The sequence below is a fragment of the Chryseobacterium sp. genome (assembly GCF_008014695.1).
Lineage (GTDB): Bacteria > Bacteroidota > Bacteroidia > Flavobacteriales > Weeksellaceae > Kaistella.
Genome location: NZ_VOXE01000001.1, coordinates 47,764 through 72,516 on the forward strand (window position 1 = coordinate 47,764; position 24,753 = coordinate 72,516).

Genomic DNA, 24,753 nt, shown 5'->3' on the forward strand with positions numbered 1-24,753 from the left:
TCATTCTGAATTTTTCAAATGTTTCTGATTAAATTCTTCTGTAAGCTGGATTACTTTTTTGAAAATATCGGTCAATTCCAAGCTTTGTCTTTCCAATCTGTATAAAATAGCGGCCGCTTTTTTCTCGGAAAAATTAAGGTATAACAGTTTCACCATCTGGTTATAATTCACTCCAACAGCACGAAACTGACTGTGAAATGAGGTTAACCGCATATAGAAATCCACCGTTCCCTTATCCACTTTTATGGTTTTGACCGTCTTTCCAAAAATGCAGGATGTAATAAAATGAGCTTTTACTTCCATTCCCGACTGTTCAAAAAGTTCAAGAAAGCGAGAATGATCCACTTCATTGAACGAAATTGTATACCGGATCTTGGCGGGATCAGTTTTTGGACGGCGTCCTGTCTTTTTCATTTGTTTACCATTATGATCATTCATCATCGTCTGATTAATTTTTTATAAAACCTCGACTTCGGAGAGCGTTTTCTGCCCCCGGCAGGGCAAGTTGTTTTGAGCATCCGAAAACGTTTCGGGAAGCTCAAAACACAACTTGCCCCTTTCGGGTGAAAGGATACTCCTAATCAATACAATAGATCTAATCCCTCTGACCTACTCTGGAGATTTAAAACAGGGAGATATTGAAAACCTCCCAAGGCCGCTCCGTTCTTCAGTGACAAAGTAATTGAGAATCGATAAAAGTGTATCTGCCCTTGGCCATGCCAAAGGCAACCATTTCGAGCCAAAGGCAACCGGCACGGCACTGCACATATCAGTATTTGATTTATTTGCACAGGAATGTCAGCAGGCGTGCCATATGGCAGAATTGTTTGAGACCTTTAAGGCAAGCCTTCAAGCTTGCCGGCTTTCCGGAATGACTGCTCACCGGATAACGATCAAGAAATACATCTTGACTGAAGTACAGAAACTGTTCACCGCAGCATGCCTGAACGGTTTACTGAAAGCTTCCCATACAGCGGGAAGTCAGGAATCCTTGCACAGATTCTTGTGCTGTCAGGACGGCCAGGTTCGGTCTCATTCAAACATGAACGGAAACCATGAAATATTAATACGAACCAAGTTTAACTATAAAATCAAAAAAATGAAAACAAAAAAGCAACCGTCAATTATTGCCTTTTCGACTCAGAAAGGAGGAGTAGGGAAAAGCACTTTTACCGCACTGATCGCCAGTATCCTCCATTACAGAATGGGTTATAATGTCGCAGTTTTTGACTGTGACTTTCCCCAGTACAGTTTGGTCCAGATGAGAGAAAGGGATTTAAAAACAGTGATGCAAAATGAGGTTCTGAAAAAAATGGCACATAAGCAGTTTACCACCATTAATAAAAAAGCGTATCCTGTCTTCCAAAGCAAGACCGATACGGTTCTGGAAGAGCTCGAAGCATATGTTGGCAACTCCGAAGTTACCCCGGACGTTGTTTTCCTGGATTTACCCGGAACGGTCAATTCAGCAGGCATTTTGAACACCCTTGCTAACGTGCATTATATCTTTTCTCCCATAATGGCAGACCGGGTCGTTCTGGAAAGTACCCTGAGCTTTACGGATGTGCTGACCAATGTCCTGATGAAAGAAAAGCATACCGAGATTAAAAGCATCCAGCTTTTCTGGAATCAGGTTGATGGCAGGGAAAAAACATCACTGTATAAAAATTATGAGAAAGTCATCAAAGATCTGGGTCTTCGATTAATGGAAACCTCCATCAAGGACAGCAAAAGATTCCGCAAAGAAGGCGAAATAGTTGCAAAAACAGTTTTCCGTTCGACCTTGTTGCCGGCCAACCCGAAACTGATGACTTTATGCAGGCTGGACCAGCTTATGGATGAATTTTTAAAAATTGTCAAATTGTAATCGAATGGAAAATAAGAACGGAGAGGACAACATTATCGATGAACAATATCTGATGTCCATAATGGCTGGTGGAAAGAAGGAACCACCGGCCAACGAGATAGATTTCGCAAAGGAAAAACCGGTTCAAAAAAACAAAGACAAAAGTAAAAGAAATAACGATGTAAGGTACGTTGAGAATTTTTTGACCCATCATTCCATGACCAAGCGTGGAGATAAAAGCATATACATACGTGCGGAATATCATGAGCGGTTATCACGTATCATTCAGATCATTGCTGATGATCAAATTCCTTTGTACGCTTATCTCGACAATATACTGGCCCATCACTTTGAAATGTTTGAAAAAGAGATCACAGATGATTTCCACAATAAATACCGTCCCATCTTTTAAATATGAGTTTATGGAAAAAATAATCATAATCGGTCTGCTGACCATTATAGTGCTGCTGCTTTTGGATAAGAAGTTTTCCAGTACCTGCCCACAGGAAAAAAGGGACAATACTCCGTTGGATATGCCTTCTGTTATGGGAGAAATAAAGAAAACTGACAGACAATTGATGCAAAGTGCTTCTGATCAACGCCAGGAAGTTTCCATAATAACGGATGAAGGTAATTTTGATTCAGAAACCAAGGAGGAAATTTTTGACAGGAATGATCAGAAGAAAGATCCTGGTGATATATCGGTCAAAAATAATGATTGGGAGGAAGAGGAGGAAGACTGGCAATATCAGGAAGTTTCTCAGATTGAAAGCGGGTTTGCTACAGGGGTTACCTTTCAGGAATTAAGTACTGCGGGACATTTGCTTCAACAAGATATGTTGAATCCTGTCTTAGAACAACAAGCGGTCCATATAATTCAAAAAATTCACGGAACCGAGCTTTTCAGTCTTTTAGAAAATTCACTGGATGACGCTGCAAAGCGAATTGCTTCTTTGCTGAGCCAGAGTATTCCGAATGACGGAGCGGCCATTTCTTCCAAACGCAAAGATGATGCAGAAGGTTTCGATATTGGGGAGTTTGTTTAATCAAGCTCCTCTTTTATTTGAGAATGTGTCATAGCAATTTTAGCTGCTATAACATTATTTAAATGATTTAATTATGCTGCTATCTATCAGTTCTTTTAAATCTTTATTTACTTTACAACTATCTGCATAATAAGACCATTCATTAACAGCACTAAGCACATTCTGGATTATCTTTTCCGGATTCCGAATTGAATTTTGCTTTGCAATAGACAAAAGATCCTCCATTACAAAATTACTCCTTTTACCATTTATGCTGAGATTATGCTGACTCACCCATGCACTATCTGGGCGATATGCATAGCAAACATCATAAGCGGGAGATAGAGACCATTCACCTTCCTGGTTCATTAAAAAAGCAAAATTCTTGGTGTGATCATCACAATTTCTTGCCAAGACATTGAACACCATTCTTAAAAACATCTGTTCAGCTTCCGCATAGGACAGTTTCAATAGTCTCATCGTCTGAAACAGTTGTTCGTAACTATAACTTGTTATTTGACTAAAATCATAATGTTGGATAGCACAAAGCGTTTGCACATGTAATTTCTGATTACCCTGTAGTCGGTCAAATCGTTTAGTCATGAAATGTGCTCTCCCATCTTCTTCTATCAACCGGCTTTCCATCATATTTATACCAATGGAAGTAGCCATTTTATAGTATGCCATCTCTACTGTGCCATATCCATAGCTTATTCCGAACTGTGCATCATTTACACCGTCAAATTTAAGTAACCAATGTTCAAATCCCTCATCGTGTAATGTCTGACCAGATCTTATTGTGCCATTTTTTTCGTTGTATGCAACAATAGCCTTAGGGCGAGCCCCACCTGCTGATGTACCCATTTTCAGAACATCAAGCATCACATCTTGCATTTCCTGATCGGTGTGAGCTTCAAAATTCTCTCTGCTTTTTAATAGAGTCATTGTCGTCTCGATTAGACTTGTCAACTCTATATCTTTAGAAATTGCCGTAGGAGACAGTGTATTAGGTTCAAATTCTAAAGCCCCCATTCCGCGGCTGCCTATAAAGCATAATAATTCTACAGGATTAGCCGAGTTTTCAACTCTTCCGTTTCTTGCCAACCATATATTAATCAATTCATTACCATATTTATCTGGAAGACTATCAGCCAAAAGACCAGGTAACCCCTTAAAAGTAAATGTATTTCTCAATTCCGGAAAAGAGTAGACTTTAGAGGATAATGGCATTTTTAGAGGCGCAACATTGAGATTATCAGATAAAAATGATTTCTCATATTCAAAAAAACCTATATTTTGTGTTTCATCCCAAACAACGGCTCCAATTCTTTTACCCCATAATTTCACATGTGCTGTTACCATCCCAAATCATTTTTATCAGATTGATTATCTTTTCTTGAGGCTCTTCTACGTATAGACTCGGCGCTCTTTGCCAATAGTATTGGACTAATGTTCTGTACAGGCTTGAAATGTTCTAAAACATATAATGCATCTAAAGTCCTTAAGATTTTTAAAAGATTAGTAATTGCAATGCTTTCTCCTCTTTCTGCTAAACTCAATGTTGATCTACTTACAGCAGCTCTTTTAGCCACTTCATCCTGTGTCATATTCTTATCAATCCTTTTTGATTTAATAAAATTTCCAATTTCCCGTAGGATTAAATTATCACTTGTGCCGCTATTGTATGATAAATCATTCATAAAGTATAGATATGTCAGTTAATGAATCAAATACCATACAAATGTACAAAAAGAATTATAGAATATATTACGTATGAAATTTCATTCATTAATATTATATATTGTCACTTACGCGTTAAATTTCATACATAAGAAAATAAATTTTGGATTATTAAAAAAAGAATTACATGTTACGTGTAAAAATAAAAAAAAAGGAAAGCACAGCCCTCCTTAGAGGTACTTATAGTATTCGTATTCGTTCTCTCAACAGTGTTGAGATTTTATAATTTCCTTGTAGGGGTCTTACACTTGCTTCAATCTCCATTTGATTCATATTCGAAAAATCCTTGATATCAGGTTCATTGCTTTGAATGTACTGTGACAGTTCTTTGGCCACAGCTTGTCCCCATTCCGTCAGTTCCGCCTTTTTACCGATATATCACCAACATTCCCATATAAACTGATCAGTTGTGAATTGCCTGATTTTATCGCCATTTAACAGCCAAACAGTTCCCTTAAATACCAATTTTTCATAACGCCTCCATTTCTGAAACACCTTTGTCGCGAAAGCCCACAAGGTGTGGGTTAAAGAGAACATCTAAAGTGTTTCAATATGAAAAAACAAAGAAAAAAACTACTGTTATTAGGTTTAAGCTTTATAGCAGTAACAGGTGTCTATGCACAGGGAAATGGCTCGGCAGGTATTAACGAGGCCACCCAAATGGTCACCTCTTATTTTGATCCCGCCACGCAATTGATTTATGCGATCGGTGCCGTAGTGGGTCTAATCGGAGGGGTTAAGGTGTATAACAAATTCAGTAACGGAGATCCCGACACCAGCAAAACGGCGGCAAGCTGGTTTGGTGCGTGTATCTTCCTGATTGTAGCCGCTACCATCCTGCGTTCATTCTTCCTTTAAACCTTTGTCTTATGAAAAACTACAATATCAACAAAGGTATCGGGAAAACGGTGGAATTTAAGGGATTGAAGGCGCAATATCTGTTCATTTTTGCAGGAGGTTTGCTTGGGCTGCTAGTGTTCGTGATGATCCTTTATATGGCAGGAGTTAATACTTACATCTGTCTGTCCCTTGGAGTAATAAGCAGCAGTGTGCTCATCTGGCAGACCTTTTCACTGAACGGCAAGTATGGAGAACACGGTCTGATGAAATTGGGCGCTCAAAAAAAGCATCCCCGTTATATCATCAGCCGAAAATGCATCTATCGCTACCTGAAAAGTAACCGTCAAAAAGCTTCAGTATGAGAAATACCTCCAAGTCAGCAACACTGGAGCGTAAATTTCCACTGCTTGCGATAGAAAATGGCTGCATCATTTCAAAAGATGCGGATGTGACGGTTTGCTTCAAGGTAAGGCTTCCCGAACTTTTTACAGTGGCTTCAGCAGAGTATGAAGCGATTCATTCTTCCTGGTTCAAAGCAATCAAAACGCTGCCTGATTATTCGGTCATTCATAAGCAGGATTGGTATATCAAAGAAAACTACAGTCCTGATCTTTCCAGGGAAGACCAGAGCTTTCTTTCTAAATCCTTTGAACGCCATTTCAATGAGCGCCCTTTCTTAAATCACTACTGTTACCTTTTCATTACGAAGACGAGCAAAGAAAGGATGCGGATGCAGAGCAACTTTTCATCACTTTGCAAAGGCAGACTGATCCCAAAGGAGCTTAAGGACAAAGAAGCTGTCGCCCGATTTATGGAGTCTGTTGATCAGTTCGAAAGAATTATGAATGACAGTGGTTACGTCCAATTGGAAAGGATGACTGAGAATGAGATTTCGGGAACTGCAGCGCATTCCGGCCTGCTCGAACAGTATCTTACTTTGTCAAGAGAGGTGAATCCGTCTTTACAGGACATCAGGCTGGGGCCTGAGGAAATGAGAATCGGCAACAACCGCTTAATTATGCACACCTTATCCGATACCGAAGACTTGCCCGGCACTGTTGCATCACACAGCAGATATGAAAAATTAAGCACTGACAGGAGTGATTGCCTGCTGTCTTTTGCTTCTCCGGTAGGACTCCTCTTGAGCTGTAACCACATTTACAACCAATATTTGTTTCTGGATAACAGCGAAGCCAATCTGGAAAAGTTTGAGAAATCCGCAAGGAATATGAACTCGCTGGCAAGATACAGCCGGGCCAATCAGATCAACAGGGAGTGGATCGAAAAGTACCTTAACGAAGCGCATTCGTACGGCCTCCAGTCCATCCGTGCCCATTTCAATGTGATGACATGGTCGGATCATCCATCAGAGTTAAAGCAGCTGAAGAATGATACCGGAAGTGCTTTGTCGTTAATGGAATGCAAGCCCCGTCACAACACGACGGACACTGCTACTCTCTACTGGGCGGGCATACCCGGTAATGCCGGTGATTTTCCCAGCGAGGAAAGTTTTTACACCTTCATCGAGCCCGCATTGTGCTTTTTCACTGAAGAAACCAACTATAAGGATTCTCCTTCACCTTTCGGAATCAAAATGGCTGACCGGCTGACCGGGAAACCGATTCACTTGGATATCTCTGACCTGCCGATGAAACAGGGCATTATCACCAACCGGAACAAGTTTATTTTGGGACCATCGGGCAGCGGAAAATCATTTTTCACCAACCACATGGTAAGACAGTATTATGAGCAGGGAGCTCACGTGCTGCTGATCGATACCGGAAACTCCTATCAGGGTTTGTGCGAACTGATCAAAGGCAGGACAAAAGGGGAGGATGGTGTCTATTTCACTTATACTGAGGACAACCCCATTGCCTTTAATCCCTTCTATACCGATGACGGAATCTTTGATATTGAAAAAAGAGAAAGCATCAAAACGCTGATCCTCACTTTATGGAAAAGGGATGATGAGCCGCCTGCCCGTTCAGAGGAAGTTGCCCTGTCCAATGCCGTGAGTGGATACATTGAAAAGATCAAGTCTTCTCATCAGCATCCTTCATTCAATGGGTTCTATGATTATGTAAAGGACGACTACCGTAAGATATTGCAAGAAAAACAGGTAAGGGAAAAGGATTTTGATGTTGCCAATTTCCTCAACGTACTGGAACCTTACTACAAAGGTGGGGAATATGACTACCTGCTCAATTCTGAGAAGCAGCTCGATCTTCTGTCCAAGCGTTTCATCGTTTTTGAGATCGATGCAATCAAAGATCATAAGATACTGTTTCCCATTGTCACGATCATCATTATGGAAGTTTTCATCAACAAGATGCGCCGATTGAAGGGCATCCGAAAACTGATCCTCATTGAAGAAGCGTGGAAAGCCATTGCCAAGGAAGGTATGGCTGAGTATATTAAATATCTGTTCAAAACGGTCAGGAAATTCTTTGGGGAGGCGATCGTGGTCACGCAGGAAGTAGATGACATCATTCAGTCACCGGTTGTCAAGGAAAGCATCATCAACAATTCAGACTGCAAGATCCTTCTTGACCAGCGCAAGTACATGAACAAATTCGATGATATTCAGACAATGCTCGGTTTGACCGATAAAGAAAAAGCGCAGGTACTTTCCATCAATATGAATAATGATCCGAAGAGACTCTATAAGGAGGTTTGGATCGGACTGGGCGGAACGCACTCTGCGGTGTATGCGACTGAAGTTTCAACAGAAGAATATTTAGCTTATACCACTGAAGAGACAGAGAAAATTGAAGTAATGAATCTGGCCTCTGAACTGGATGGTAATGTAGAACATGCCATCAGGAAGATCGCTCTCAGGAAAATCAAAACCAACAAAGAAAATTAAATCATTTAAAATTTACAACAATGAAAAATTTAATCATTAAAGCAGCAATGGTGGTGTTTATCGCTACCACAACCTGTGCAAAAGCACAGTTCGTCGTAACCGATCCCGGTAACCTGGCATCGGGAATCCTTAATTCCGCCAATGAGATTGTACAGACCTCCTCTACGGTTTCTAATGTCGTCAAAAACTTCAATGAGGTCAAGAAAGTTTATGAGCAGGGCAAGGAATATTATGACAAACTCAAAGCGATCAACAGTCTGGTGAAAGATGCCCGAAAAGTACAGCAGACGGTTTTACTTGTTGGAGACGTTTCCGAAATCTATGTCACTAATTTCAGCAAAATGCTCAACGATCCCAACTTCAACGCTCAGGAGCTTACGGCGATTGCGAACGGGTATTCGGCATTGCTTACTGAAAGCACGGAACTGCTGAAAGAACTGAAGGAAATTATTACAGCCAATGGGCTGTCTTTAAACGATAAGGAACGGATGGACGTGATTGACAGGGTTTACAAAGAGGTCAAAGATTACCATAATCTGGTACGGTATTACACGAACAAAAATATTTCTGTCAGCTACCTGAGGGCAAAAAAACAGAACAATACGAAAAGGGTGTTGGATCTGTACGGAACCTCAAACCAAAAATACTGGTAAGATGGAACCGAACAATTTACACGAGGTACTTCGTTCTGTTTACGATGAGATGATGCCTTTATGCGCCGATATGGCCGCTGTTGCAAAGGGCGTAGCTGGCTTGGGAGCATTGTTTTATGTGGCTATTAAGGTGTGGCAGTCTCTGAGCCGCGCTGAACCGATTGATCTGTATCCGATGCTCAGACCTTTTGCAATCGGCATCTGCATTATGTTTTTTTCAACACTGGTATTAGGGAGTATCAATGGCGTATTAAGTCCAATTGTCCAGGGAAGCCATTCGATGCTGGAGGATCAGGTATTGGATCTGAATGATCTGCAGGAGAAAAAGGATTTGTTGGAAAGGGAAGCGATGCTGCGGAATCCAGAAATGGCATATCTGGTATCGGATGAAGAATTTGACAAAAAACTTGAAGAGCTGGGGTGGTCACCATCAGATTTGGTCACCATGTCGGGAATGTATATCGAAAGAGAGATGTTTGATGTCAAGAAGCAGATCAGGGACGGCTTCCGTGAGTTTCTGGAGATTCTGTTCCAATCTGCTGCCCTGGTCATTGATACGATCCGAACCTTCTTTCTTATTGTACTTTCGATATTGGGACCCATTGCATTTGCCATTTCAGTCTGGGATGGATTTCAGACCACGCTCACCCAATGGCTGACCCGATACATCAGTGTCTACTTGTGGTTACCCGTCGCGGATATTTTCAGTTCCATTTTAGCAAAAATACAATCGCTCATCCTGGAACGGGACATTGAAATGCTGGCGGATCCCAACTTCATTCCCGATACCTCCAATACGGTGTATATCATTTATATGGTAATCGGGATCATAGGGTACTTTACAGTTCCCACCGTTACAGGATGGGTCATTCAGGCGGGAGGGGCCGGGAACTTCATCCGCAACGTCAACCAGACCGCCACCAAGTCAGGAAATATCGCAGGCGCAGCAGCCGGTTCGGCAACAGGCAATATCTCAGGAAGATTATTAAAATAAAATTACAATCCTATGGAATTTAAAACTTTAAGAAATATTGAGAACAGCTTTAAGCAGATCCGTCTGTTCACCTTTGTTTTTGCAGTGCTGTGCTTTGCAGTGGTGGGAGTTGTGGTGTACAAGTCCTACGAATTTGCCGAAGAACAGCGCCAGAAAATCTATGTACTGGATAATGGCAAATCGCTGATGGTAGCGCTGTCACAAGACATAGCAATCAACCGGCCGGTCGAGGCCAGGGAGCACGTTAGGCGTTTTCATGAATTGCTCTTTACGGTGGCACCGGATAAGAATGCGATCGAAAGCAATGTGAAAAGAGCATTTAATCTTGCCGATCAGTCAGCTTTTGATTATTACAAAGATCTGCAGGAGAAAGGATATTACAACAGGATCATTTCAGGTAACATCCAACAGAGGATCGAGGTCGACAGTGTCGTCGCCGACTTCAATACTTACCCTTACCCGGTCAGAACCTATGGAAGGCAGTTTATTATCAGGTCAAGCAACCTTACGGTGAGAAGCTTGATCACCACCTGTACACTCGTCAATTCTGTACGGTCAGACAGCAATCCTCAGGGATTTACCATTGAAAAATTCAACGTCACTGAAAACAAAGACGTCGAAACGGTTGAACGTTAAAATAAAAACAATGAAAAAGATAAGAGATAAAATCGAAGATCAGGTGATACATCTGGAAAGAAGATGGAACGCTTTGCCGTCAGGAAGACAGCGGTTATTCACCAAGCTCTTTTTTGCTGGTTACGCTGTTCTTACGGTACTGGTGGTCATCAGCATATGGATCTCCACTGCAGATAAGCAAAACACCATGTTCATCGGACACATCAGTGCCATTTCAGATCAACCTGCAGCGAAAGAAACGGCAAAGGCCACTGTCAAATCAACCGTCAAAAAAACGAATCCATGAGAGATACAGATAAAATCAAGGTCACTGAAGGTGAATCGCCGGCACCACAAAACAGTTCAGAAGGTTTACACAGATTCCACTGGGAAAAGCTGAAGAAACCAGTCATTTACTGTTTGATGGCAATTGTATGTGCAGGTTGTCTCTATCTCATATTTAAGCCAATGGATCATCAGATCATTGAAGAGTCAGGGTTCAATGCAGGAATTCCACAGGCAAAAGAGAACAAGCTGCAGTCAGACAAGCAGAAAGCCTATGAGGAGCAACTGCTGGAACAAAAGACTGAAGAACAAAAGAATGCCATCACCTCACTGGCCGATTACTGGAACGGCCCTGAAAGTTCCGGTCCAACGCCATTGGAAGGTAAGCAGGGTATACAATCTCCATCTGATCAGAATGCAGTGAACAGCTATCGGCAAGCGCAGCAAACCCTGAGCTCTTTTTATGGACGGGATGAGCAGGAGGTGAATAACCTCAGGAAAGAGATTACAAGACTGAAGAATGAAGCGGTACAGAACAAAGATGTTCCGCCCGGCCTTGGAGTGAATGATCAGCTTGAACTGATGGAAAAGTCCTATCAAATGGCTGCCAAATATCTTCCAACGACTAATAAGCAGGAGGAATCTGCATCAAAAGACCGGGAATTAAAACAGTCAGCTGAAAGCAAAGCTGTGCTTACCCCTGCAAGACCTGCGCGTCAGAGTATTGTAACAACTTTATACAGGGAGCCATCCGACAGCGTCTTTCTGGCTGGCCTATACGGTAAACGTTTTTTTAGCAGCCAGAATAATGGCAGGGAAATGACCGGTCAGCCCAAAAATGCGGTCAGAGGTATTGTACAGGAATCAAAGACCATGACCAATGATGGGACATTATCCGTCAGATTAGTGGAAAGTATGGTGGTGGGTACCGTTGAAATTCCGGCCGGAACCACACTAAAAGCATCAGGTAAATTTCAGGGGGGGAGACTTCAGTTGAAGATTTCATCCATTGAATATCGCGGCAGTATCTATCCTGTAGAGATCAATATTCATGATAATGACGGTCAGCCTGGCCTATATGTTCCGTATTCACCGGAGCAAAACGCCTTAACAGATATTGTGGGCAATATGAGTCAAAGTTCAGGAACCAATATCATGATGAACCAGTCAGCAGGTCAGCAAATCGCTTCGGATCTGAGCAGGGGTGTTGTGCAGGGTTTGTCAGGCTATTTCCAAAAGAGGGTCAGACAACCGAAAGTTAATGTTAAGGCTGGTCACCAGCTGTTTCTTTTACCAAAAAGCAATTAATAAAAAATTAAAATAATGAACAAAATAAAAAGTTCCTCAATTTTTATAATCCTGTTTCTGCTGGTCGCGACCAGGTCATTTTCGCAGGATTCTGCATCGGTCAACCTTCCGCTTGAAGAGGCAAGGGTAGATCCATATAAAATGCAGGTCACGTACAGTAAGACCACCCATCTGATGTTTCCTTCGCCCATCAGATACGTTGACCTTGGAAGCGATCTTTTGGTCGCCAATAAGGCGGAACCTATCGGAAATGTTCTGCGGATCAAGTCGGCAGTAAGAGATTTCGAAGAGGAAACTAATTTTTCTGTAATTACAGAGGATGGTAAATTTTACAATTTCGATGTTTTTTACAGTCCTTATCCGGAAGTACTGAATTACGATCTGCTGAAGCTGCAGAGAGCAGGCGAGCGGCAGTTTTCTCCTGATGTTTTGTTTGAGGATCTAAAGGGAAGTTCGTCTTCCCTGACGGCACTCATTATGGAAAACCTGTATGAAAAAAGCAAAAAAACAATCAGACATATTTCTTCAAGGAGCTTAGGGATTCTTTTTTCAGTTCGGGCGCTTCATGTGAATGACAGTAAATTCTATTTTACTTTACAGATCGACAACAGCAGCAACATAGCGTTTGATGTAGATCTGGTGAATTTCAGGATTGTGGACAAAAAAAATCTTAAAAGAACAGTCGTTCAGGATAAGCTCTTAAAACCGGTTCGAATCTATAATCCGGTGATGACCGCAAACCATCATTCCAATATGCGGGCGGTCTACTTACTCGATCAGTTTACCCTGTTGAAAGATCAGGCTTTAGAAATTGAAATTCTTGAGAAGAATGGAGGCAGGCACCAAAAAGTTCAGCTTGAAAATGCAGACCTTATCAATGCCAGAATGATCAGCAATTTAACCATAAAATCTAAATAAGATGAACAGGATATTTTCATTAATGATTTTATTTACAATAAGCATGAAACTGCAGGCTCAGCAGATGATCCCGAAACAGAAGGGTCTTGAACTGGCCTATTCAGTATTTCCACAATCTCCGGAAAAACAAAATTATGCGGTCAGCGCAGGACTCATTTCTTACGCAAAAAAAGGAAATTACTTTTTCTGCCTGGCAGAGTACAGCAGAAAGTATTACGAATATACGAATGTTGATATTCCAATTGATATCTATCTGTTTAATGGAGGTTACAGCGTATATCTTTGGGGAGATGCTATGAGGAATGTCAATTTTAATATAGGTTTAGGCGGAGTTGTCGGTTATGAGGAGGTGAACGCGGGTGTGAAAACCCTCAGTGATAGTGCTGTGATTAATTCAGCCCGGCAATTTATCTATGGTGGATCTGGAAAGCTTTCGATAGAAAGTTACCTGTCAGAACATCTGGTGTTTTTAGTGAACGGACAGCTGCGATTCCTACATAACAGCCAGCCTGGGGGATTTTATTCATTATTCGGCTGTGGAGTAAGGTTTAATTTTTAAAAACGATGGTCATGAAAAATCCAATCAACACAAAATTCCTGATAGCATTCAAGTATAGTCTGGCAATTTTAATCAGTCTTGTATTTAATTCCTGTCAGGACAACTATCTGGAAATTCAGCAGAATTTTCCCTTTGAAGTATCGGTGATGCCTGTGCCTGCTAAAATACAAGAGGATGAGACCGTAGAAATCCGCATATCACTTTTGACGGCTTCAAACTTTAGCGGCACAACCTACAGCATTCGGTATTTCCAGTACGAGGGAAACGGTAAACTTCAACATTATAACGATTCACCTTATCTCCCTAATGATGAATATCCGCTCCCTGATAAAGTTTTCAGGCTTTACTATACTTCGGCGTCTTCTGAATCCCATCAATTTACCATTTGGATCAAAGATAATTTGGGCAATGAAAGAAAGGTGGAATTTGAATTTGAAAATGCGCCTTAGGAATACCCGTTTGTTTTCTGACGGGACAAAGACGTGTAATGACAGAGCAATTTTCAGAATATCTGTTTAATTTAATATTAAATATGCAGTAACTCACAACTTTTATGATGCAGAAGGCTGAAGCCAGGATGATCATAGGAGTTGTATCATTTTAATCTGCGAAAGGACGTTTCCGACCGTCGGGAGGAATTGTCTTTTCGCCCGAAATTTTAAAAATGAGGACTGCATATTCTGCTGTCCTCATTTCTGTTTTTTAATTCAATAGGCCTTCATCCGCAAAGGAAAGATAAGCGGATGATGTAATGATGCAATGATCTAATAAAGAGATATCCAAAAGTTTGGAGGCGGCTTTGACCTTTGCTGTTAATTTCAGATCTTCATCAGAGGGTTTCAGATTGCCTGAAGGATGATTGTGTGCAATGATCACGGCGGATGCATTGCACAATAATGCAGCCTGCAGAATAATTCTTACATCAACCAGTGCAGAACTGATTCCGCATTCGGAAATTTTTCTAATACCTAAAACCTTATGAGCCTGATTTAGATACAAGGCATAGAAAGATTCGCGGTAGTCTATCTCTGAAGAATCAAAATGCTCGAAAAAAATGTTGAACGCGTCGATTGACTTTGATATTACCAGTTCAGAATTTCCTCTTCTGGTGTAGCTTAATTTTATTTCATTGACGATATTAAATTTCATAATGGTTGCTCTATATACGGCAGAGACTTGAATTTCCCGTATTTAAATTAAAATTGATAATGTTGCGGATTTAGTAATAATTAATCTAGGTGTTATAGGACTGTAATCTTCAAGTAAGGCAGCCGCACTAATGCGGTTGCCTTTATTAATTCAGACTGAAAGCGTCAAGACCTGTTTTTTCAAATGAGGTGCAAAGTTCAAAGGCTTTTTGAGACTTAAGTTGAGCAGTCCCGCCTAGAACAATGGACTGTAATTTGGCTTCATTGTTTTTATAGCTTCTGACATTTTGAAAATAACCGGATACGGCATTGTAGGCTCCAAATAAAGTTCCTTTCGTCGTTTCCATTTGTTGGTTTTCGCTGATCATTGCATATGCAAATGCATCTTCAACGGTATTTTTAAACACTGTGGAAAGATCATCTGTATTTCCCTTCTGTAGCTGTTTCAGTGTTTCTTTATTTGGGCAAAGTGATAACTGAATCAGTTTTTTCACTTCGATATCAGTCACATTGATCTTTGCCCAGTGGTTAAACCTGGCTTCCAATTCTATACTCAGATTATTAGCCAGTCCCATGACTTTATGAGCGTTTTCCAAACGTTGTTTAGCACCTGCCGTATGTCTGATTCTAACAACATTACTCATGTTTTTCAATGATGCATTTAGCGTGTTCTGACAGACGATTCTCACAGGTGTAAATGCTGCTGTAATGCTTCCGCTGCCATCGTGGGAGGTGGTCAGAAAAATGTATTTTTCGGTGATGTCATCACCATTACCTACACGGATGTAATCAGGCAGTTTTGCCGTAATAAAGATTCGTTCCCCATTTCCTAAAGCGCCTGCGGTCTCGTATAAGATGCCATTTCCACTGCCTACAATAGAATCAAAAAATGAAAAGGCTTCACGGTTTTGAATAATTTGATAGTCCTTTCCTACGACACCTAAGACGATATTATTATCAGTTCGGATATTGGCGAAATAATCAGGTACTTCCAATTCTGAGTCTGTAATAATTAAACCGTCTTTGTTTTCAATGATTCCGGAACCTTTGGTAAATAATGCGGATTTTTCCACTTCGTAATCAAGTCCTGCAAATTTTATTGCTTCTTCGCTTGTCGGGTATTCCTGTACGACCTGTCCCAAGTTGTGCCATGCTTTTTCCTTTACACTAAAAAATGAATATTTTCCTGTTCTGTTGTTGAAATTTAAATTGTGTGCCATGATGCTAATATTTTAATTGTTAATTTTTTTAGAATAGGATGTCTATCCGATTCGTTCGCCTTGTTTGTTGCGATAATTGCCCTTCGTAGTAATTGGGAAATGGACTGTTTTTTTTCATTTGGCAAGTTGCGTACTTCCGCATCCCCTGTCAGTCTTCCGATAATTTTCATAACCGTTGATTTTTAAAGATTGTACATTATAATTATTTCACCATCTCTTCTCCGACCCATCCCTTTAAAGCCTTTCAGGCTTCGCTGAATATTTTTCAAAAGAAAAACCGGAAAAAAGAAAGCAGATAATCAAGGCGGACAATGCGGAAAGCCAAAGGAAACGGAATAATTGGAGGGTACCTTCAGGGAGGAAACCGTTTATGCCGTAGTCTTTTGCTGGGAATGATGGGGCTGGACGTCTACCTTAGCTGCCTTTTTACCGGTTTATTATGAGAAATATTAGTTCTATATTGAGTTGTAATAGCTCTACAGAGAGAAAATAGTCCCAAAGCGCTATTTTTTAAAAGCCACTTTTGGTTATTGGAAAATTGAAGACGTATAGCTGTGGTTGGTTCAAGGAAGGTTTCTGAATTAGGAGTAAGAAAAGCAAGTAAGGGCTCAAAACTTTGGTCTAAAATGAAATCAACTTGATCAATGGTTCAGCAGAAGGTGTTGACTCAATAAGCACATAAACTGATATTGAATTTCACAAATTTTTACTTGTATTCTGAATTCTTCTTGATATTGATTGTTTACAATGCCAATTAATGTCCTTTAAAGACATTTTCAAACTTTTATTAACCCACCTTTTAACTTACAATTGCTGAGATTAAGATTCTCAAAGAGATTATTATGAAGAATGATAAAGTAAAAAAACAACCCAAATCACCGGTAGATATCAATCGATATATTCCGTCCATCGAATTAAAGAAGATTCCGCCCGAAAAGGCTTTTGCTATATTGAAAAAGACTGGTTACGATATTAATGAAGAGGAGTCCGAAGAGATTATGCAAATTTTATACATCATAGTCCAACTTACACTCAAAGAATTTTTCACACCAAGTTGATTATTCATATTTTAGCATCATATTAGAATGATGAATTTCTTCCACGACAATTTTCTTATGCTGTCGGTTTTAATTTTTTAACGAAATCATCAATACTATGATTATAGCAGATTTATACATTCGGGTCTCCACTGATGAGCAGGCGGAGAAAGGTTATTCCCAAAGAGATCAGAACGAAAGATTACGAAGATATTGCGCAAACAATAATATATCTGTAAACAGGGTAATCTTTGAAGACCATTCAGCGAAAAGTTTTGAACGTCCGGAGTGGAAAAAATATCTCATTGAAATAAAAAAAAGGAGTCATAAAAGCAGTTTAGTTCTGTTTACTAAATGGGACCGGTTCAGTCGCAATACAGGCGATGCCTATCAGATGATCAGTCTGCTGCAAAAAAATCATATTCTTCCGCAAGCCATCGAACAGCCTTTGGATATGTCTGTACCTGAAAATAAGTTAATGCTGGCCATTTATCTGTCCACGCCTGAAGTCGAAAATGACAGAAGGGCGTTAAATACCTTTCATGGTATGAGAAGAGCAAAAAAAGAGGGACGTCTAATGGGAATTGCTCCATATGGTTATATTAACAGAAGCCAGGAAGATGGACAGAAGTATATTGCTTTAAAAGAGCCGGAAGCTTCAAATATAATTTTTGCTTTTAATGAAGTTGCCAAAGGCCATATTCCGGCCGATCATGTAAGGCTTCAAATGAATAAAAGGGAAGGTCTGACGATGTCAAGAAGTGCTTTTGCCAGAGCCATGAGGAACCCTGTCTATTGTGGAAAAATATATATTGAGGACTATAAACAGGAAGAAGCATACTACATGGAAGGCAAACATGAAGCGTTGATCACTACAAAACTTTTTTACCAAGTACAGCAGGTAATGGATAAAAAGAAGAGAACCGAAGGACCTGGCGGCAGAGTTTTGGGTAATGAGCGTTTTCCGCTTCGAGGTCTTCTTACATGTCCTAAATGCGGTAAAAATCTAACAGCAAGCGGCGCCAAAGGAAAATCAAAAACCTATTATTATTACCATTGCCACTACAAATGTGGGTTTAGGTTTGACTCTGATAAATTAAACGAACTTTTTGAATTGGAAATTTCTAAGCTGAATTACAACCCAATAATTAAAGATCTACTGCACAGCATACTTTTAGATAACTACAAGCTTTTCACTTACGACATTGAGGAGAGACGAAAGTCTATTTCAAAAGAGATCAGTTTGCTTAATGAAAAAGTTGCCAATGCAAGAGACAAATATCTTGAAGATAAATTGGATGAGGAAGATTATAAAGAGGTCAAAAAAGCGACAAGATCACAGATCGAAAAACTTGAATTAGATCTGCAACATATCGTATCTGAGAGTAAAGAACTTGATATCAAAACAAAAATTGAAAATGCACTAGATTCGATGGAAAATCTTTCAAACCTTTACAAAATGGGCGATCTACACACAAAAAGGACAATAGGGTGTTTGATATTTCCTAAAAAAGTCGAATTTGATGGAAAAAGTTTTCAAACACTTAAAATGAACATTGTTGCCCAATGTATCTACCAGTATAACAACGGTTTAGAAAATAAAAAAAACCGACATAAGAGAGTAAAATCTTCAAATGTCGGTCTTGTGACCTCGACAGGATTCAAACCTGTAACCTTCTGAGCCGTAATCAGATGCGCTATTCAGTTGCGCCACGAGGCCGTTTTTCGGTTTGCAAATATAGGACTTTTTTGTTTTCTTTGAAAGATGAAACCGAAAATTTTAGCAATCATTGCCGTTTTGATGCTCATTTGCTGTGAAAAAAAGACAAAGGTCAATTCCCGGGACTGGCAGATGATTTCTGAAAATGTTCAGATGAAGGACTCCGAAAATTTTTTGGAACTCAAGTCAGGAAAGTTTACGTATAAAATCAAACATTCCGAACTGCCTTTTAAAAGGGTCATGATGCTGAATGCAAGCCTGATCGGGTATGTTTCCGAGCTGCATGAGGAACAGAAGATTATTGGAGTTTCAAGTCCGGAATATATTTTCTCATCAAAAATCCATGACCTGATCAATACCGGAAAAATTCAGAACATCGGGAATGAACAGAAATACGACGTGGAAAAGATCATCGCACTGAAGCCCGATGCGGTCTTTACGAATTATATTGCGAGCTTTGAGAACACCTATGATTTGATCAGGAAAAACGGCATCCGGATTATTTTTCTGGATGAGTATCTGGAGCAGGATCCTCTCGAAAAATCAAAGTACCTGTTGGTATTTGGAAAACTGCTTGGGGCTGCTGATTTGGCTGCTGAAAAATACGCGGAAATCGAAAAAAATTACAAATCCTTAAAGAAGCTGGCGCTTACTTCCAAAGAAAAGCCTGTGGTTCTGGCCAATGAAATGTATGGAAATCAGTGGTTCTTGCCGGGTGGCAGAACAAATCTGGCGCACTTTATCGCCGATGCTAATGGAAGTTACATCAATTCAGATAACACGGATTCCAAAGCGGTGCCGATGAGTTTCGAGGAAGTTTTTTCGAAGTCCCGGGATGCTGAATATTGGGTGAATGTCGGTAACCATCAAAGTAAAAAAGAACTGCTGCAGATCAACCCGAATTATGCCAACATGAACGTCTACAACCATGGTGGAATTTATGGGGTCAGTGCAAAGGAAAAAGGCAGCAGTAACGATTTTTTCGAAAGTGGAGTGGTGCGCGCCGACCTAGTTCTGAAGGATTACATCAAAATTTTTCATCCCGAACTTCTGAAAAGGGACCAATTAACCTATATGAGCGCGCTTAAATAATTAATATTTCTATTTTTGCAGAAGTATTATCGCGTATTATGTGGAAAAAAATCAAAAAAACAGTCTCCGTCCTGATCCTGGCAAACATTCTTTTTATCATATGGGGAATTTTCTTCAATCCGCCCATCACGATTACCCAGATCGGCGGACTGCTCGAATACGGTAAACTGAAAAGGGATTATGTGTCCTACGATGAAATGGGAAGTCAGGTAAAAAAAGCCGTGATCGCTGCCGAAGACCAGAAATTCTTTCAGCACAACGGATTCGATTATCAGGCGATCCAGAAGGCTTATAAAAACAACGAAAAAGGAAAAAAACTGAAAGGCGGAAGCACCATTTCCCAGCAGACTGCCAAAAACGTGTTTCTCTGGCAGGGCAGAAGCTGGATCAGAAAAGGGCTGGAAGCTGTTTATACCTTTATTATTGAACTGGTCTGGAGCAAAGACATCATTCTGGAACGGTACCTGAATTCCATTGAAATGGGAAGAGGGGTTTTTGGAGTTGAAGCCGCATCGGAATATTATTTCGGAAAACATTCTAAGGATTTGACCAAAAGTGAGGCCGCCTGGATTGCAGCAATCCTCCCAAATCCGAGCAAATATGATCCGAACAATCCTTCAAAATATCTGAGAAGCCGCCACAACTGGATTCTCCGCCAGATGAATAACGTAAGCCTTAAATAAACTATCTTTGCCCTCAATTTATGGCAGTTTTCAGTAGAAATAAAGAGGATTTTAAATTTGTTCTGAAAAAGTATTTCAGTTTTCAGAACGAAACCAAATCTTTGGACCCGCTCAGTGAAATTTTTCAATCTGTAAAGAGTGAAGAGTTTAGTGCAGTACTGGATTATTTCCGTGAAAATGAAGAAATTACACAAAATTTTGCGTACTACCTCCGCAATATATTTGAAGGCAGATCCATCAATCTTTCCCTGACCGAAGCCAATATCCTTTCCGAAAACGGCTTTTTCCCTGAGCTTCGTAAAAGACTCCTGAACAAATTCCTTCCGCCGGTGGAAAACGAGAATACCGTTTGGCATCTGGTGGATTATATCCTCGTAAGAATTACAGGTGATCTTAAATACCTGAAGAGCATTCCGGAGGAAGAACTCGATGAACTGTTCGCTTTGCTGGGAATCAGCCGTATGATCGCCGGTCGACATATCAGAAATGAACTGTTTTTTTCCATGAACATTTTGGCGTGGCGCGTCATTGGGAATGCACTGGATGTGGAAGTGGTGAACATGGCACCGGAATATAAAAATTTCGATAACCCGTTCTTAGCACTTCAGGACGAAATGGATATCCTTACCAAAGGACACAAGAAGAATCCTGATTTTCTCCTCGATACCAAAAATGTACATTTCAAACAGATTAAAATTTATCTGGATCAGTGCCAGGAATTCGTAAATGTTGCGTTTAAGAACTCTTCTAAATATGGTATTTCCGGGAAAATCAACCAGTCCCTGCTCAAAATAAGACAGCAGCTCAACCGAATTTCGGATATTGTCAGCCTCTTGGTGGTGGATTCTGATGACGAAATTCCGGCGAAATCAAAACAGCTGGTTTTCAATATTCTGGAGTATAAATCGCACAAAAACAATATTTCTGAACTCGTGAACGACAGTACACGACTGATGTCGCACCTGATCACGAACCACACAGCGGAAACAGGAACGCATTACATCACTTCGTCGTTCAAGGATTACAACAGCATGTTCTGGAAGGCTAGTGGCGGCGGAGTAATTGTTGGAGCGCTCGTGGTTTTGAAACTTTTTTACGGAAGCATTCCCGGCAGCGATTTTTCGCACGCGGTTCTGTATTCCTTTAACTACGCGATGGGTTTCATCATGATTTATCTGATGAACTTCACGCTCGCGACAAAACAGCCGGCAATGACAGCCGCTACAATGGCAAAAGTGCTTTCTGAAGGCCAGAATACGCGTAAAAATTACGTTGATTTTGCCCATCTGGTTTCGAAACTGTTCAGATCCCAGTTCATTGCGTTTATCGGAAATGTCGCCTGGTCTTTTCCGGTGGCCTTGGCCATTATTTATGGGCTGGATGTGCTTTTCCAGCAGAATTTTGCCGCCGAAAAAGCCACAAAACTTCTAAATGACCATGATCCGTTCCACTCCAAAGCCATATTTCATGCCTGTATTGCTGGTTTTTTCCTTTTTATTTCGGGGATCATATCCGGGAATGTCGGGAATAATTCGGTTTTTTACCAGATTCCGAAACGGATTGCCAAAAATCCTTTTATCAATCAGCTGTTAGGACCAAAAATTGCAAAATCGGCGTCAAATTACTATTCGAAAAACTGGGCGGGAATTGTATCGAATTTCTGGTTCGGAATTTTTCTGGGCGCTACGGGACCCATCGGAATTTTTTTAGGACTCGATCTGGATATCCGCCACATTACTTTTGCGGCGGGCAATGTTGCACTAGGATTTTACGGAAAAGATTTTGCTGTGGATGCCTATTCTTTCTGGGTTCCCGTTATCACCGTTTTCATTATTGGTTTCTTTAATTTCGCGGTGAGCTTCGGTCTTTCAATGGTGTTGGCGTTCCGCTCCAGAAAAGTGAATCTGGGGGAAGTGAGAGAAATTTATATAGAAATTTTCAGGTATTTTATGAAAAATCCGCTTCGGTTTTTTGTTCCGATACAGTCTAAGGAACTTGACATCAGTGCTAAGGAAATGGTGGAAAATACGGTGGCTACAAAATCTGAAGATCGGTAAAATGCTCTGCGCCGAATTTCTCCTGGAATTTGGTCAGAAAAAAGGTCTTCCTCATTCTGAAATCGTTTTTAAGCAAGGGAGATTTTATCCGGATTTCTAAAATCTTCTTGTTCAGGTTCACTGATTCGATCTCACTGAAAAGCGCATCATTCAGATATTCATTCAGGAAATCTTTTACTTCAAAAGCCAGCAGTTTGTCCTCAAAGCCGTAGATTCTGGCGAAGGATTTCACGAGTTCGGAACTTTGGTATTCTCGTTTCTTTTTCATGGCTAAATCTCAAAAATTCTCGACTCCTCATTAATTTTCCTCACCACACTTTCCGTTCTTTCCTTGTTTGTGTCGGTAATAAAGATCTGTCCGAAATGTTCACGGTTCACGAGCTCAATCAGTTGGGAAACCCTCGTGTCATCGAGTTTATCAAAAATATCATCGAGTAAAAGAACGGGCGTTTTGCCGGTGAGTTCCTTGATTCTGTTCATCTGGGAAAGTTTAAGTGCAATCAGAAATGATTTCTGCTGACCCTGGCTGCCGGTTCTTTTCAGGGAACTGCCGTTCATTTCAAAAATCAGGTCGTCTTTATGAATGCCTTTTGAAGTATAAGTAAGCATGCGGTCTTTTTCCAGATTTTCTTCCAGAAGCTGTCCGAAGGAATTTTCTTTTAAATCGGAATGATAAATGACCGATACCTCTTCATTTCCGTTCGAAATGATCTCATAATAGTTTTGAATCAGTGGCAGAATGGCATCCAGAAATTCCAGTCTTTTCCTGAAAATAGCCGTCCCGAATTTGATAAGCGGTTCATTGTAAATTTCAAGATTCCCGGCATCAAAATACCGGTTTTTTGCAAAACTCTTCAGCAGGGCGTTCCTTTGCTGAACGGTTTTTTGGTACTGGATCAGGTTGAAAAGATATTCGGAATCTGTCTGGGAAATCATGGCGTCCAGAAACCTCCGTCGGCTTTCCCCGGAATCGGAAATCAGATTGGAATCGTATGGCGAAATGATCACGCTTGGCAGAAATCCGATATGGTCAGCAATTCTTTCGTAAGGTTTGTCGTTTTTTTTAATGATCTTTTTGGCATCTTTCGGCATCTGAACCTTGATGATGTTTTCCTTTTCCCCGTCAAAGATCTGACCTTCAACCGTGAAAAAATCTTCCGACACACCATCTGCAGAAGCACGAATGTTATTCAGGTCGGTATTTCCCAGAAAGCTTTTTGCGACGGAAAGGTAGTGAAGGCCATCCAGGACATTGGTTTTCCCGGCGCCGTTGTTCCCTACGAAACAGTTTATCTGCGGTGAAAATTCAAAGGATTTTTCCCGGTGATTCTTGAAATTCAGCAGCGAAAGTTTTTGGATAACCATCTGTCAAAAATACTTCAATAAAAGGAGAAATAAAAACGGAAGCCCCGAACACATTTCTACCCAGAAAGAGAAATAAGAATCGCGGTTGGAATTCTCTGAAAAAAAGATGAGGATGAATGTAATGACTGATGTACAGAAAAACGCGGCGGCAAATTCAGGTTTAAGAAAGAATATGGATAAAACGCAGGCTGAAAAAACCATCAGATACGCCAGGTATTTGGTGTTTTGAACGCCGATTAATTTCGGAAAGGTTACGATATCATCGTCATTCATGTCGCGTATATCGAAAGGAAGGACCAATGCTGTGACAAAAAGCAGACTGATAAGGAAAATCTCCGGATGGAAAGCGGGTAAAATAAGCCAGGAATTGATCAAAGCCCAGGTCAGTCCAACATAAAAAATCTTCAAAAGGGGGACTTTACGGATGTAATTTTCCAAAAAGACTGAATTATAAAGCAATCCCAGTGTTACAATCACAAGCCATTTCAGAAGCCGGATTTCGTTATGGTTGAGGTAAATGATTACAGCAGAACAGAAGCCGCAAACCACATTAAAAATCAGTATTTTTTTGAAAAACCGATGTCTTTGGTATTTCGTGTACAGATAGCCGCTGAAAAAAGTGATGAAAATTAAAACCACTGTCGGAAGTCGGAACAGGTGTTGTTCCAGCATGAAGAATACGGCAAAAAGGGTCCCCATTAACGAGACAAACAGCTGGCTGCTGATCACATATTTTTTTAGTAAATTTAGGCTCTGCATTCGTGCAAATTTAACCAATAAAT

General features: G+C 40.5%; 28 protein-coding genes and 1 tRNA gene. 19 read left to right on the forward strand and 10 right to left on the reverse strand.

Features of this window, described 5'->3' with window-relative positions; translation table 11 throughout:
- Window positions 1-438: a conjugal transfer protein MobA gene (mobA, locus tag FUA25_RS00210; RefSeq protein ID WP_147755658.1), complete on the reverse strand. Its 438-nt coding sequence runs from the start codon at window positions 436-438 to the stop codon at window positions 1-3.
- A gap of 661 nt (window positions 439-1,099) precedes the next feature.
- Here mobA and FUA25_RS00215 point away from each other — a divergent pair.
- From FUA25_RS00215 to FUA25_RS00225, 3 genes are read left to right on the forward strand one after another with little or no spacing between them, the layout of a single operon-like run.
- Window positions 1,100-1,867, forward strand: coding sequence for a ParA family protein (locus tag FUA25_RS00215; protein WP_147754890.1), 768 nt, complete (start codon window positions 1,100-1,102; stop codon window positions 1,865-1,867).
- Between the two features lie 4 nt (window positions 1,868-1,871).
- Window positions 1,872-2,258, forward strand: a complete 387-nt coding sequence (locus tag FUA25_RS00220; RefSeq protein WP_147754891.1) for a DUF3408 domain-containing protein — start codon at window positions 1,872-1,874, stop codon at window positions 2,256-2,258.
- Window positions 2,259-2,268: 10 nt separating this feature from the next.
- Complete coding sequence (locus FUA25_RS00225; protein ID WP_147754892.1) at window positions 2,269-2,892, forward strand: hypothetical protein; 624 nt, start codon at window positions 2,269-2,271, stop codon at window positions 2,890-2,892.
- 54 nt (window positions 2,893-2,946) lie between these two features.
- Here the strand turns inward: FUA25_RS00225 and FUA25_RS00230 are convergent, their stop codons facing one another.
- Both FUA25_RS00230 and FUA25_RS00235 read right to left on the reverse strand, forming a co-directional pair.
- Window positions 2,947-4,233 carry a type II toxin-antitoxin system HipA family toxin gene (locus FUA25_RS00230; RefSeq protein ID WP_147754893.1) on the reverse strand — a complete coding sequence of 429 codons (1,287 nt, stop codon included), beginning with the start codon at window positions 4,231-4,233 and terminating at the stop codon, window positions 2,947-2,949.
- On the reverse strand, window positions 4,227-4,571 hold the full coding sequence (locus FUA25_RS00235) for a helix-turn-helix domain-containing protein (protein WP_147754894.1): 345 nt from the start codon (window positions 4,569-4,571) through the stop codon (window positions 4,227-4,229). Before FUA25_RS00235 ends, FUA25_RS00230 begins: the two co-directional genes overlap by 7 nt.
- Window positions 4,572-5,163: 592 nt before the next feature.
- Here FUA25_RS00235 and FUA25_RS00240 point away from each other — a divergent pair.
- The 11 genes from FUA25_RS00240 to FUA25_RS00290 are packed head-to-tail and all read left to right on the forward strand — an operon-like array spanning window position 5,164 to window position 14,098.
- Window positions 5,164-5,469 (forward strand): DUF4134 domain-containing protein, encoded by a 306-nt coding sequence (locus FUA25_RS00240; protein WP_147754895.1) that lies wholly within the window; start codon window positions 5,164-5,166, stop codon window positions 5,467-5,469.
- 11 nt (window positions 5,470-5,480) lie between these two features.
- Window positions 5,481-5,813, forward strand: coding sequence for a DUF4133 domain-containing protein (locus FUA25_RS00245; RefSeq protein WP_147754896.1), 333 nt, complete (start codon window positions 5,481-5,483; stop codon window positions 5,811-5,813).
- The gene (locus tag FUA25_RS00250) at window positions 5,810-8,317 is read left to right on the forward strand and encodes a TraG family conjugative transposon ATPase (protein ID WP_147754897.1); all 2,508 of its coding nucleotides are present in this window, start codon (window positions 5,810-5,812) and stop codon (window positions 8,315-8,317) included. The genes FUA25_RS00245 and FUA25_RS00250 overlap by 4 nt, the downstream gene beginning before the upstream one ends.
- A gap of 47 nt (window positions 8,318-8,364) precedes the next feature.
- On the forward strand, window positions 8,365-8,970 hold the full coding sequence (locus FUA25_RS00255; RefSeq protein WP_228411641.1) for a DUF4141 domain-containing protein: 606 nt from the start codon (window positions 8,365-8,367) through the stop codon (window positions 8,968-8,970).
- A gap of 1 nt (window position 8,971) precedes the next feature.
- On the forward strand, window positions 8,972-9,964 hold the full coding sequence (traJ, locus tag FUA25_RS00260; protein ID WP_147754899.1) for a conjugative transposon protein TraJ: 993 nt from the start codon (window positions 8,972-8,974) through the stop codon (window positions 9,962-9,964).
- A 12-nt stretch (window positions 9,965-9,976) separates the two neighbouring features.
- Window positions 9,977-10,600 (forward strand): conjugative transposon protein TraK, encoded by a 624-nt coding sequence (gene traK, locus FUA25_RS00265; RefSeq protein WP_147754900.1) that lies wholly within the window; start codon window positions 9,977-9,979, stop codon window positions 10,598-10,600.
- A gap of 10 nt (window positions 10,601-10,610) precedes the next feature.
- Window positions 10,611-10,886: a hypothetical protein gene (locus FUA25_RS00270; RefSeq protein WP_147754901.1), complete on the forward strand. Its 276-nt coding sequence runs from the start codon at window positions 10,611-10,613 to the stop codon at window positions 10,884-10,886.
- Window positions 10,883-12,172 carry a conjugative transposon protein TraM gene (gene traM, locus FUA25_RS00275; protein ID WP_147754902.1) on the forward strand — a complete coding sequence of 430 codons (1,290 nt, stop codon included), beginning with the start codon at window positions 10,883-10,885 and terminating at the stop codon, window positions 12,170-12,172. The genes FUA25_RS00270 and traM overlap by 4 nt, the downstream gene beginning before the upstream one ends.
- Window positions 12,173-12,187: 15 nt before the next feature.
- Complete coding sequence (gene traN / locus FUA25_RS00280) at window positions 12,188-13,090, forward strand: conjugative transposon protein TraN (RefSeq protein ID WP_147754903.1); 903 nt, start codon at window positions 12,188-12,190, stop codon at window positions 13,088-13,090.
- Window position 13,091: 1 nt separating this feature from the next.
- The gene (locus FUA25_RS00285) at window positions 13,092-13,649 is read left to right on the forward strand and encodes a conjugal transfer protein TraO (RefSeq protein WP_147754904.1); all 558 of its coding nucleotides are present in this window, start codon (window positions 13,092-13,094) and stop codon (window positions 13,647-13,649) included.
- A gap of 11 nt (window positions 13,650-13,660) precedes the next feature.
- Window positions 13,661-14,098 carry a DUF3872 domain-containing protein gene (locus FUA25_RS00290; RefSeq protein WP_147754905.1) on the forward strand — a complete coding sequence of 146 codons (438 nt, stop codon included), beginning with the start codon at window positions 13,661-13,663 and terminating at the stop codon, window positions 14,096-14,098.
- A gap of 253 nt (window positions 14,099-14,351) precedes the next feature.
- Here FUA25_RS00290 and FUA25_RS00295 read toward each other — a convergent pair whose 3' ends face one another.
- From FUA25_RS00295 to FUA25_RS13190, 3 genes are all read right to left on the reverse strand, one after another.
- Window positions 14,352-14,798 carry a JAB domain-containing protein gene (locus tag FUA25_RS00295; protein ID WP_147754906.1) on the reverse strand — a complete coding sequence of 149 codons (447 nt, stop codon included), beginning with the start codon at window positions 14,796-14,798 and terminating at the stop codon, window positions 14,352-14,354.
- Between the two features lie 145 nt (window positions 14,799-14,943).
- Window positions 14,944-16,017 carry a DUF932 domain-containing protein gene (locus FUA25_RS00300; protein ID WP_147754907.1) on the reverse strand — a complete coding sequence of 358 codons (1,074 nt, stop codon included), beginning with the start codon at window positions 16,015-16,017 and terminating at the stop codon, window positions 14,944-14,946.
- Window positions 16,002-16,187, reverse strand: a complete 186-nt coding sequence (locus FUA25_RS13190) for a hypothetical protein (protein WP_185146624.1) — start codon at window positions 16,185-16,187, stop codon at window positions 16,002-16,004. Before FUA25_RS13190 ends, FUA25_RS00300 begins: the two co-directional genes overlap by 16 nt.
- A gap of 672 nt (window positions 16,188-16,859) precedes the next feature.
- Between FUA25_RS13190 and FUA25_RS00305 the strand changes: the two genes are divergently transcribed.
- Both FUA25_RS00305 and FUA25_RS00310 read left to right on the forward strand, forming a co-directional pair.
- Complete coding sequence (locus tag FUA25_RS00305) at window positions 16,860-17,075, forward strand: hypothetical protein (RefSeq protein ID WP_147754908.1); 216 nt, start codon at window positions 16,860-16,862, stop codon at window positions 17,073-17,075.
- A gap of 97 nt (window positions 17,076-17,172) precedes the next feature.
- Window positions 17,173-18,735, forward strand: a complete 1,563-nt coding sequence (locus FUA25_RS00310; protein WP_147754909.1) for a recombinase family protein — start codon at window positions 17,173-17,175, stop codon at window positions 18,733-18,735.
- Here the strand turns inward: FUA25_RS00310 and FUA25_RS00315 are convergent.
- A tRNA-Arg gene (locus tag FUA25_RS00315) sits at window positions 18,701-18,774 on the reverse strand. The two genes, FUA25_RS00310 and FUA25_RS00315, sit on opposite strands and share 35 nt — an antisense overlap.
- A gap of 45 nt (window positions 18,775-18,819) precedes the next feature.
- On the opposite strand from FUA25_RS00315, the gene FUA25_RS00320 reads away from it, so the two are divergent.
- Genes FUA25_RS00320 through FUA25_RS00330 form a run of 3 tightly spaced genes read left to right on the forward strand, consistent with a single transcriptional unit; the run spans window position 18,820 to window position 22,606 of the window.
- Entirely contained in the window at window positions 18,820-19,866 is a 1,047-nt protein-coding gene (locus tag FUA25_RS00320) for an ABC transporter substrate-binding protein (protein WP_147754910.1), read from the forward strand.
- A 38-nt stretch (window positions 19,867-19,904) separates the two neighbouring features.
- Window positions 19,905-20,549, forward strand: a complete 645-nt coding sequence (mtgA, locus tag FUA25_RS00325; RefSeq protein WP_147754911.1) for a monofunctional biosynthetic peptidoglycan transglycosylase — start codon at window positions 19,905-19,907, stop codon at window positions 20,547-20,549.
- Window positions 20,550-20,569: 20 nt separating this feature from the next.
- A complete protein-coding gene (locus tag FUA25_RS00330) occupies window positions 20,570-22,606 on the forward strand; it encodes a recombinase (RefSeq protein WP_147754912.1) in 2,037 nt (678 codons plus the stop codon).
- Here the strand turns inward: FUA25_RS00330 and FUA25_RS00335 are convergent.
- Genes FUA25_RS00335 through FUA25_RS00345 form a run of 3 tightly spaced genes read right to left on the reverse strand, consistent with a single transcriptional unit; the run spans window position 22,584 to window position 24,730 of the window.
- Window positions 22,584-22,874 (reverse strand): hypothetical protein, encoded by a 291-nt coding sequence (locus FUA25_RS00335; RefSeq protein WP_147754913.1) that lies wholly within the window; start codon window positions 22,872-22,874, stop codon window positions 22,584-22,586. The genes FUA25_RS00330 and FUA25_RS00335 overlap by 23 nt on opposite strands.
- A gap of 2 nt (window positions 22,875-22,876) precedes the next feature.
- Window positions 22,877-23,971, reverse strand: coding sequence for a DNA replication/repair protein RecF (gene recF / locus FUA25_RS00340; protein WP_147754914.1), 1,095 nt, complete (start codon window positions 23,969-23,971; stop codon window positions 22,877-22,879).
- A gap of 3 nt (window positions 23,972-23,974) precedes the next feature.
- Window positions 23,975-24,730, reverse strand: coding sequence for a hypothetical protein (locus FUA25_RS00345; RefSeq protein WP_147754915.1), 756 nt, complete (start codon window positions 24,728-24,730; stop codon window positions 23,975-23,977).
- Between the last annotated feature and the right edge of the window lie 23 nt (window positions 24,731-24,753).

Excerpts from the sequence above, each read along its gene's own strand:
- FUA25_RS00320 (WP_147754910.1), top strand. The coding sequence starts at position 18,820 with ATGAAACCGAAAATTTTAGCAATCATTGCCGTTTTGATGCTCATTTGC.
- FUA25_RS00220 (WP_147754891.1), top strand. The coding sequence starts at position 1,872 with ATGGAAAATAAGAACGGAGAGGACAACATTATCGATGAACAATATCTG.
- FUA25_RS00330 (WP_147754912.1), top strand. The coding sequence starts at position 20,570 with ATGGCAGTTTTCAGTAGAAATAAAGAGGATTTTAAATTTGTTCTGAAA.
- FUA25_RS00345 (WP_147754915.1), bottom strand. The coding sequence starts at position 24,730 with ATGCAGAGCCTAAATTTACTAAAAAAATATGTGATCAGCAGCCAGCTG.
- FUA25_RS00245 (WP_147754896.1), top strand. The coding sequence starts at position 5,481 with ATGAAAAACTACAATATCAACAAAGGTATCGGGAAAACGGTGGAATTT.
- FUA25_RS00270 (WP_147754901.1), top strand. The coding sequence starts at position 10,611 with ATGAAAAAGATAAGAGATAAAATCGAAGATCAGGTGATACATCTGGAA.
- FUA25_RS00215 (WP_147754890.1), top strand. The coding sequence starts at position 1,100 with ATGAAAACAAAAAAGCAACCGTCAATTATTGCCTTTTCGACTCAGAAA.
- FUA25_RS00305 (WP_147754908.1), top strand. The coding sequence starts at position 16,860 with ATGAAGAATGATAAAGTAAAAAAACAACCCAAATCACCGGTAGATATC.
- traK (WP_147754900.1), top strand. The coding sequence starts at position 9,977 with ATGGAATTTAAAACTTTAAGAAATATTGAGAACAGCTTTAAGCAGATC.
- FUA25_RS00240 (WP_147754895.1), top strand. The coding sequence starts at position 5,164 with ATGAAAAAACAAAGAAAAAAACTACTGTTATTAGGTTTAAGCTTTATA.
- FUA25_RS00255 (WP_228411641.1), top strand. The coding sequence starts at position 8,365 with ATGGTGGTGTTTATCGCTACCACAACCTGTGCAAAAGCACAGTTCGTC.
- FUA25_RS00290 (WP_147754905.1), top strand. The coding sequence starts at position 13,661 with ATGAAAAATCCAATCAACACAAAATTCCTGATAGCATTCAAGTATAGT.
- traN (WP_147754903.1), top strand. The coding sequence starts at position 12,188 with ATGAACAAAATAAAAAGTTCCTCAATTTTTATAATCCTGTTTCTGCTG.
- FUA25_RS00300 (WP_147754907.1), bottom strand. The coding sequence starts at position 16,017 with ATGGCACACAATTTAAATTTCAACAACAGAACAGGAAAATATTCATTT.
- FUA25_RS00335 (WP_147754913.1), bottom strand. The coding sequence starts at position 22,874 with ATGAAAAAGAAACGAGAATACCAAAGTTCCGAACTCGTGAAATCCTTC.
- FUA25_RS00250 (WP_147754897.1), top strand. The coding sequence starts at position 5,810 with ATGAGAAATACCTCCAAGTCAGCAACACTGGAGCGTAAATTTCCACTG.
- FUA25_RS00225 (WP_147754892.1), top strand. The coding sequence starts at position 2,269 with ATGGAAAAAATAATCATAATCGGTCTGCTGACCATTATAGTGCTGCTG.
- FUA25_RS00230 (WP_147754893.1), bottom strand. The coding sequence starts at position 4,233 with ATGGTAACAGCACATGTGAAATTATGGGGTAAAAGAATTGGAGCCGTT.
- FUA25_RS00310 (WP_147754909.1), top strand. The coding sequence starts at position 17,173 with ATGATTATAGCAGATTTATACATTCGGGTCTCCACTGATGAGCAGGCG.
- traM (WP_147754902.1), top strand. The coding sequence starts at position 10,883 with ATGAGAGATACAGATAAAATCAAGGTCACTGAAGGTGAATCGCCGGCA.
- mobA (WP_147755658.1), bottom strand. The coding sequence starts at position 438 with ATGAATGATCATAATGGTAAACAAATGAAAAAGACAGGACGCCGTCCA.
- mtgA (WP_147754911.1), top strand. The coding sequence starts at position 19,905 with ATGTGGAAAAAAATCAAAAAAACAGTCTCCGTCCTGATCCTGGCAAAC.
- FUA25_RS00235 (WP_147754894.1), bottom strand. The coding sequence starts at position 4,571 with ATGAATGATTTATCATACAATAGCGGCACAAGTGATAATTTAATCCTA.
- FUA25_RS00285 (WP_147754904.1), top strand. The coding sequence starts at position 13,092 with ATGAACAGGATATTTTCATTAATGATTTTATTTACAATAAGCATGAAA.
- FUA25_RS13190 (WP_185146624.1), bottom strand. The coding sequence starts at position 16,187 with ATGAAAATTATCGGAAGACTGACAGGGGATGCGGAAGTACGCAACTTG.
- FUA25_RS00295 (WP_147754906.1), bottom strand. The coding sequence starts at position 14,798 with ATGAAATTTAATATCGTCAATGAAATAAAATTAAGCTACACCAGAAGA.
- traJ (WP_147754899.1), top strand. The coding sequence starts at position 8,972 with ATGGAACCGAACAATTTACACGAGGTACTTCGTTCTGTTTACGATGAG.
- recF (WP_147754914.1), bottom strand. The coding sequence starts at position 23,971 with ATGGTTATCCAAAAACTTTCGCTGCTGAATTTCAAGAATCACCGGGAA.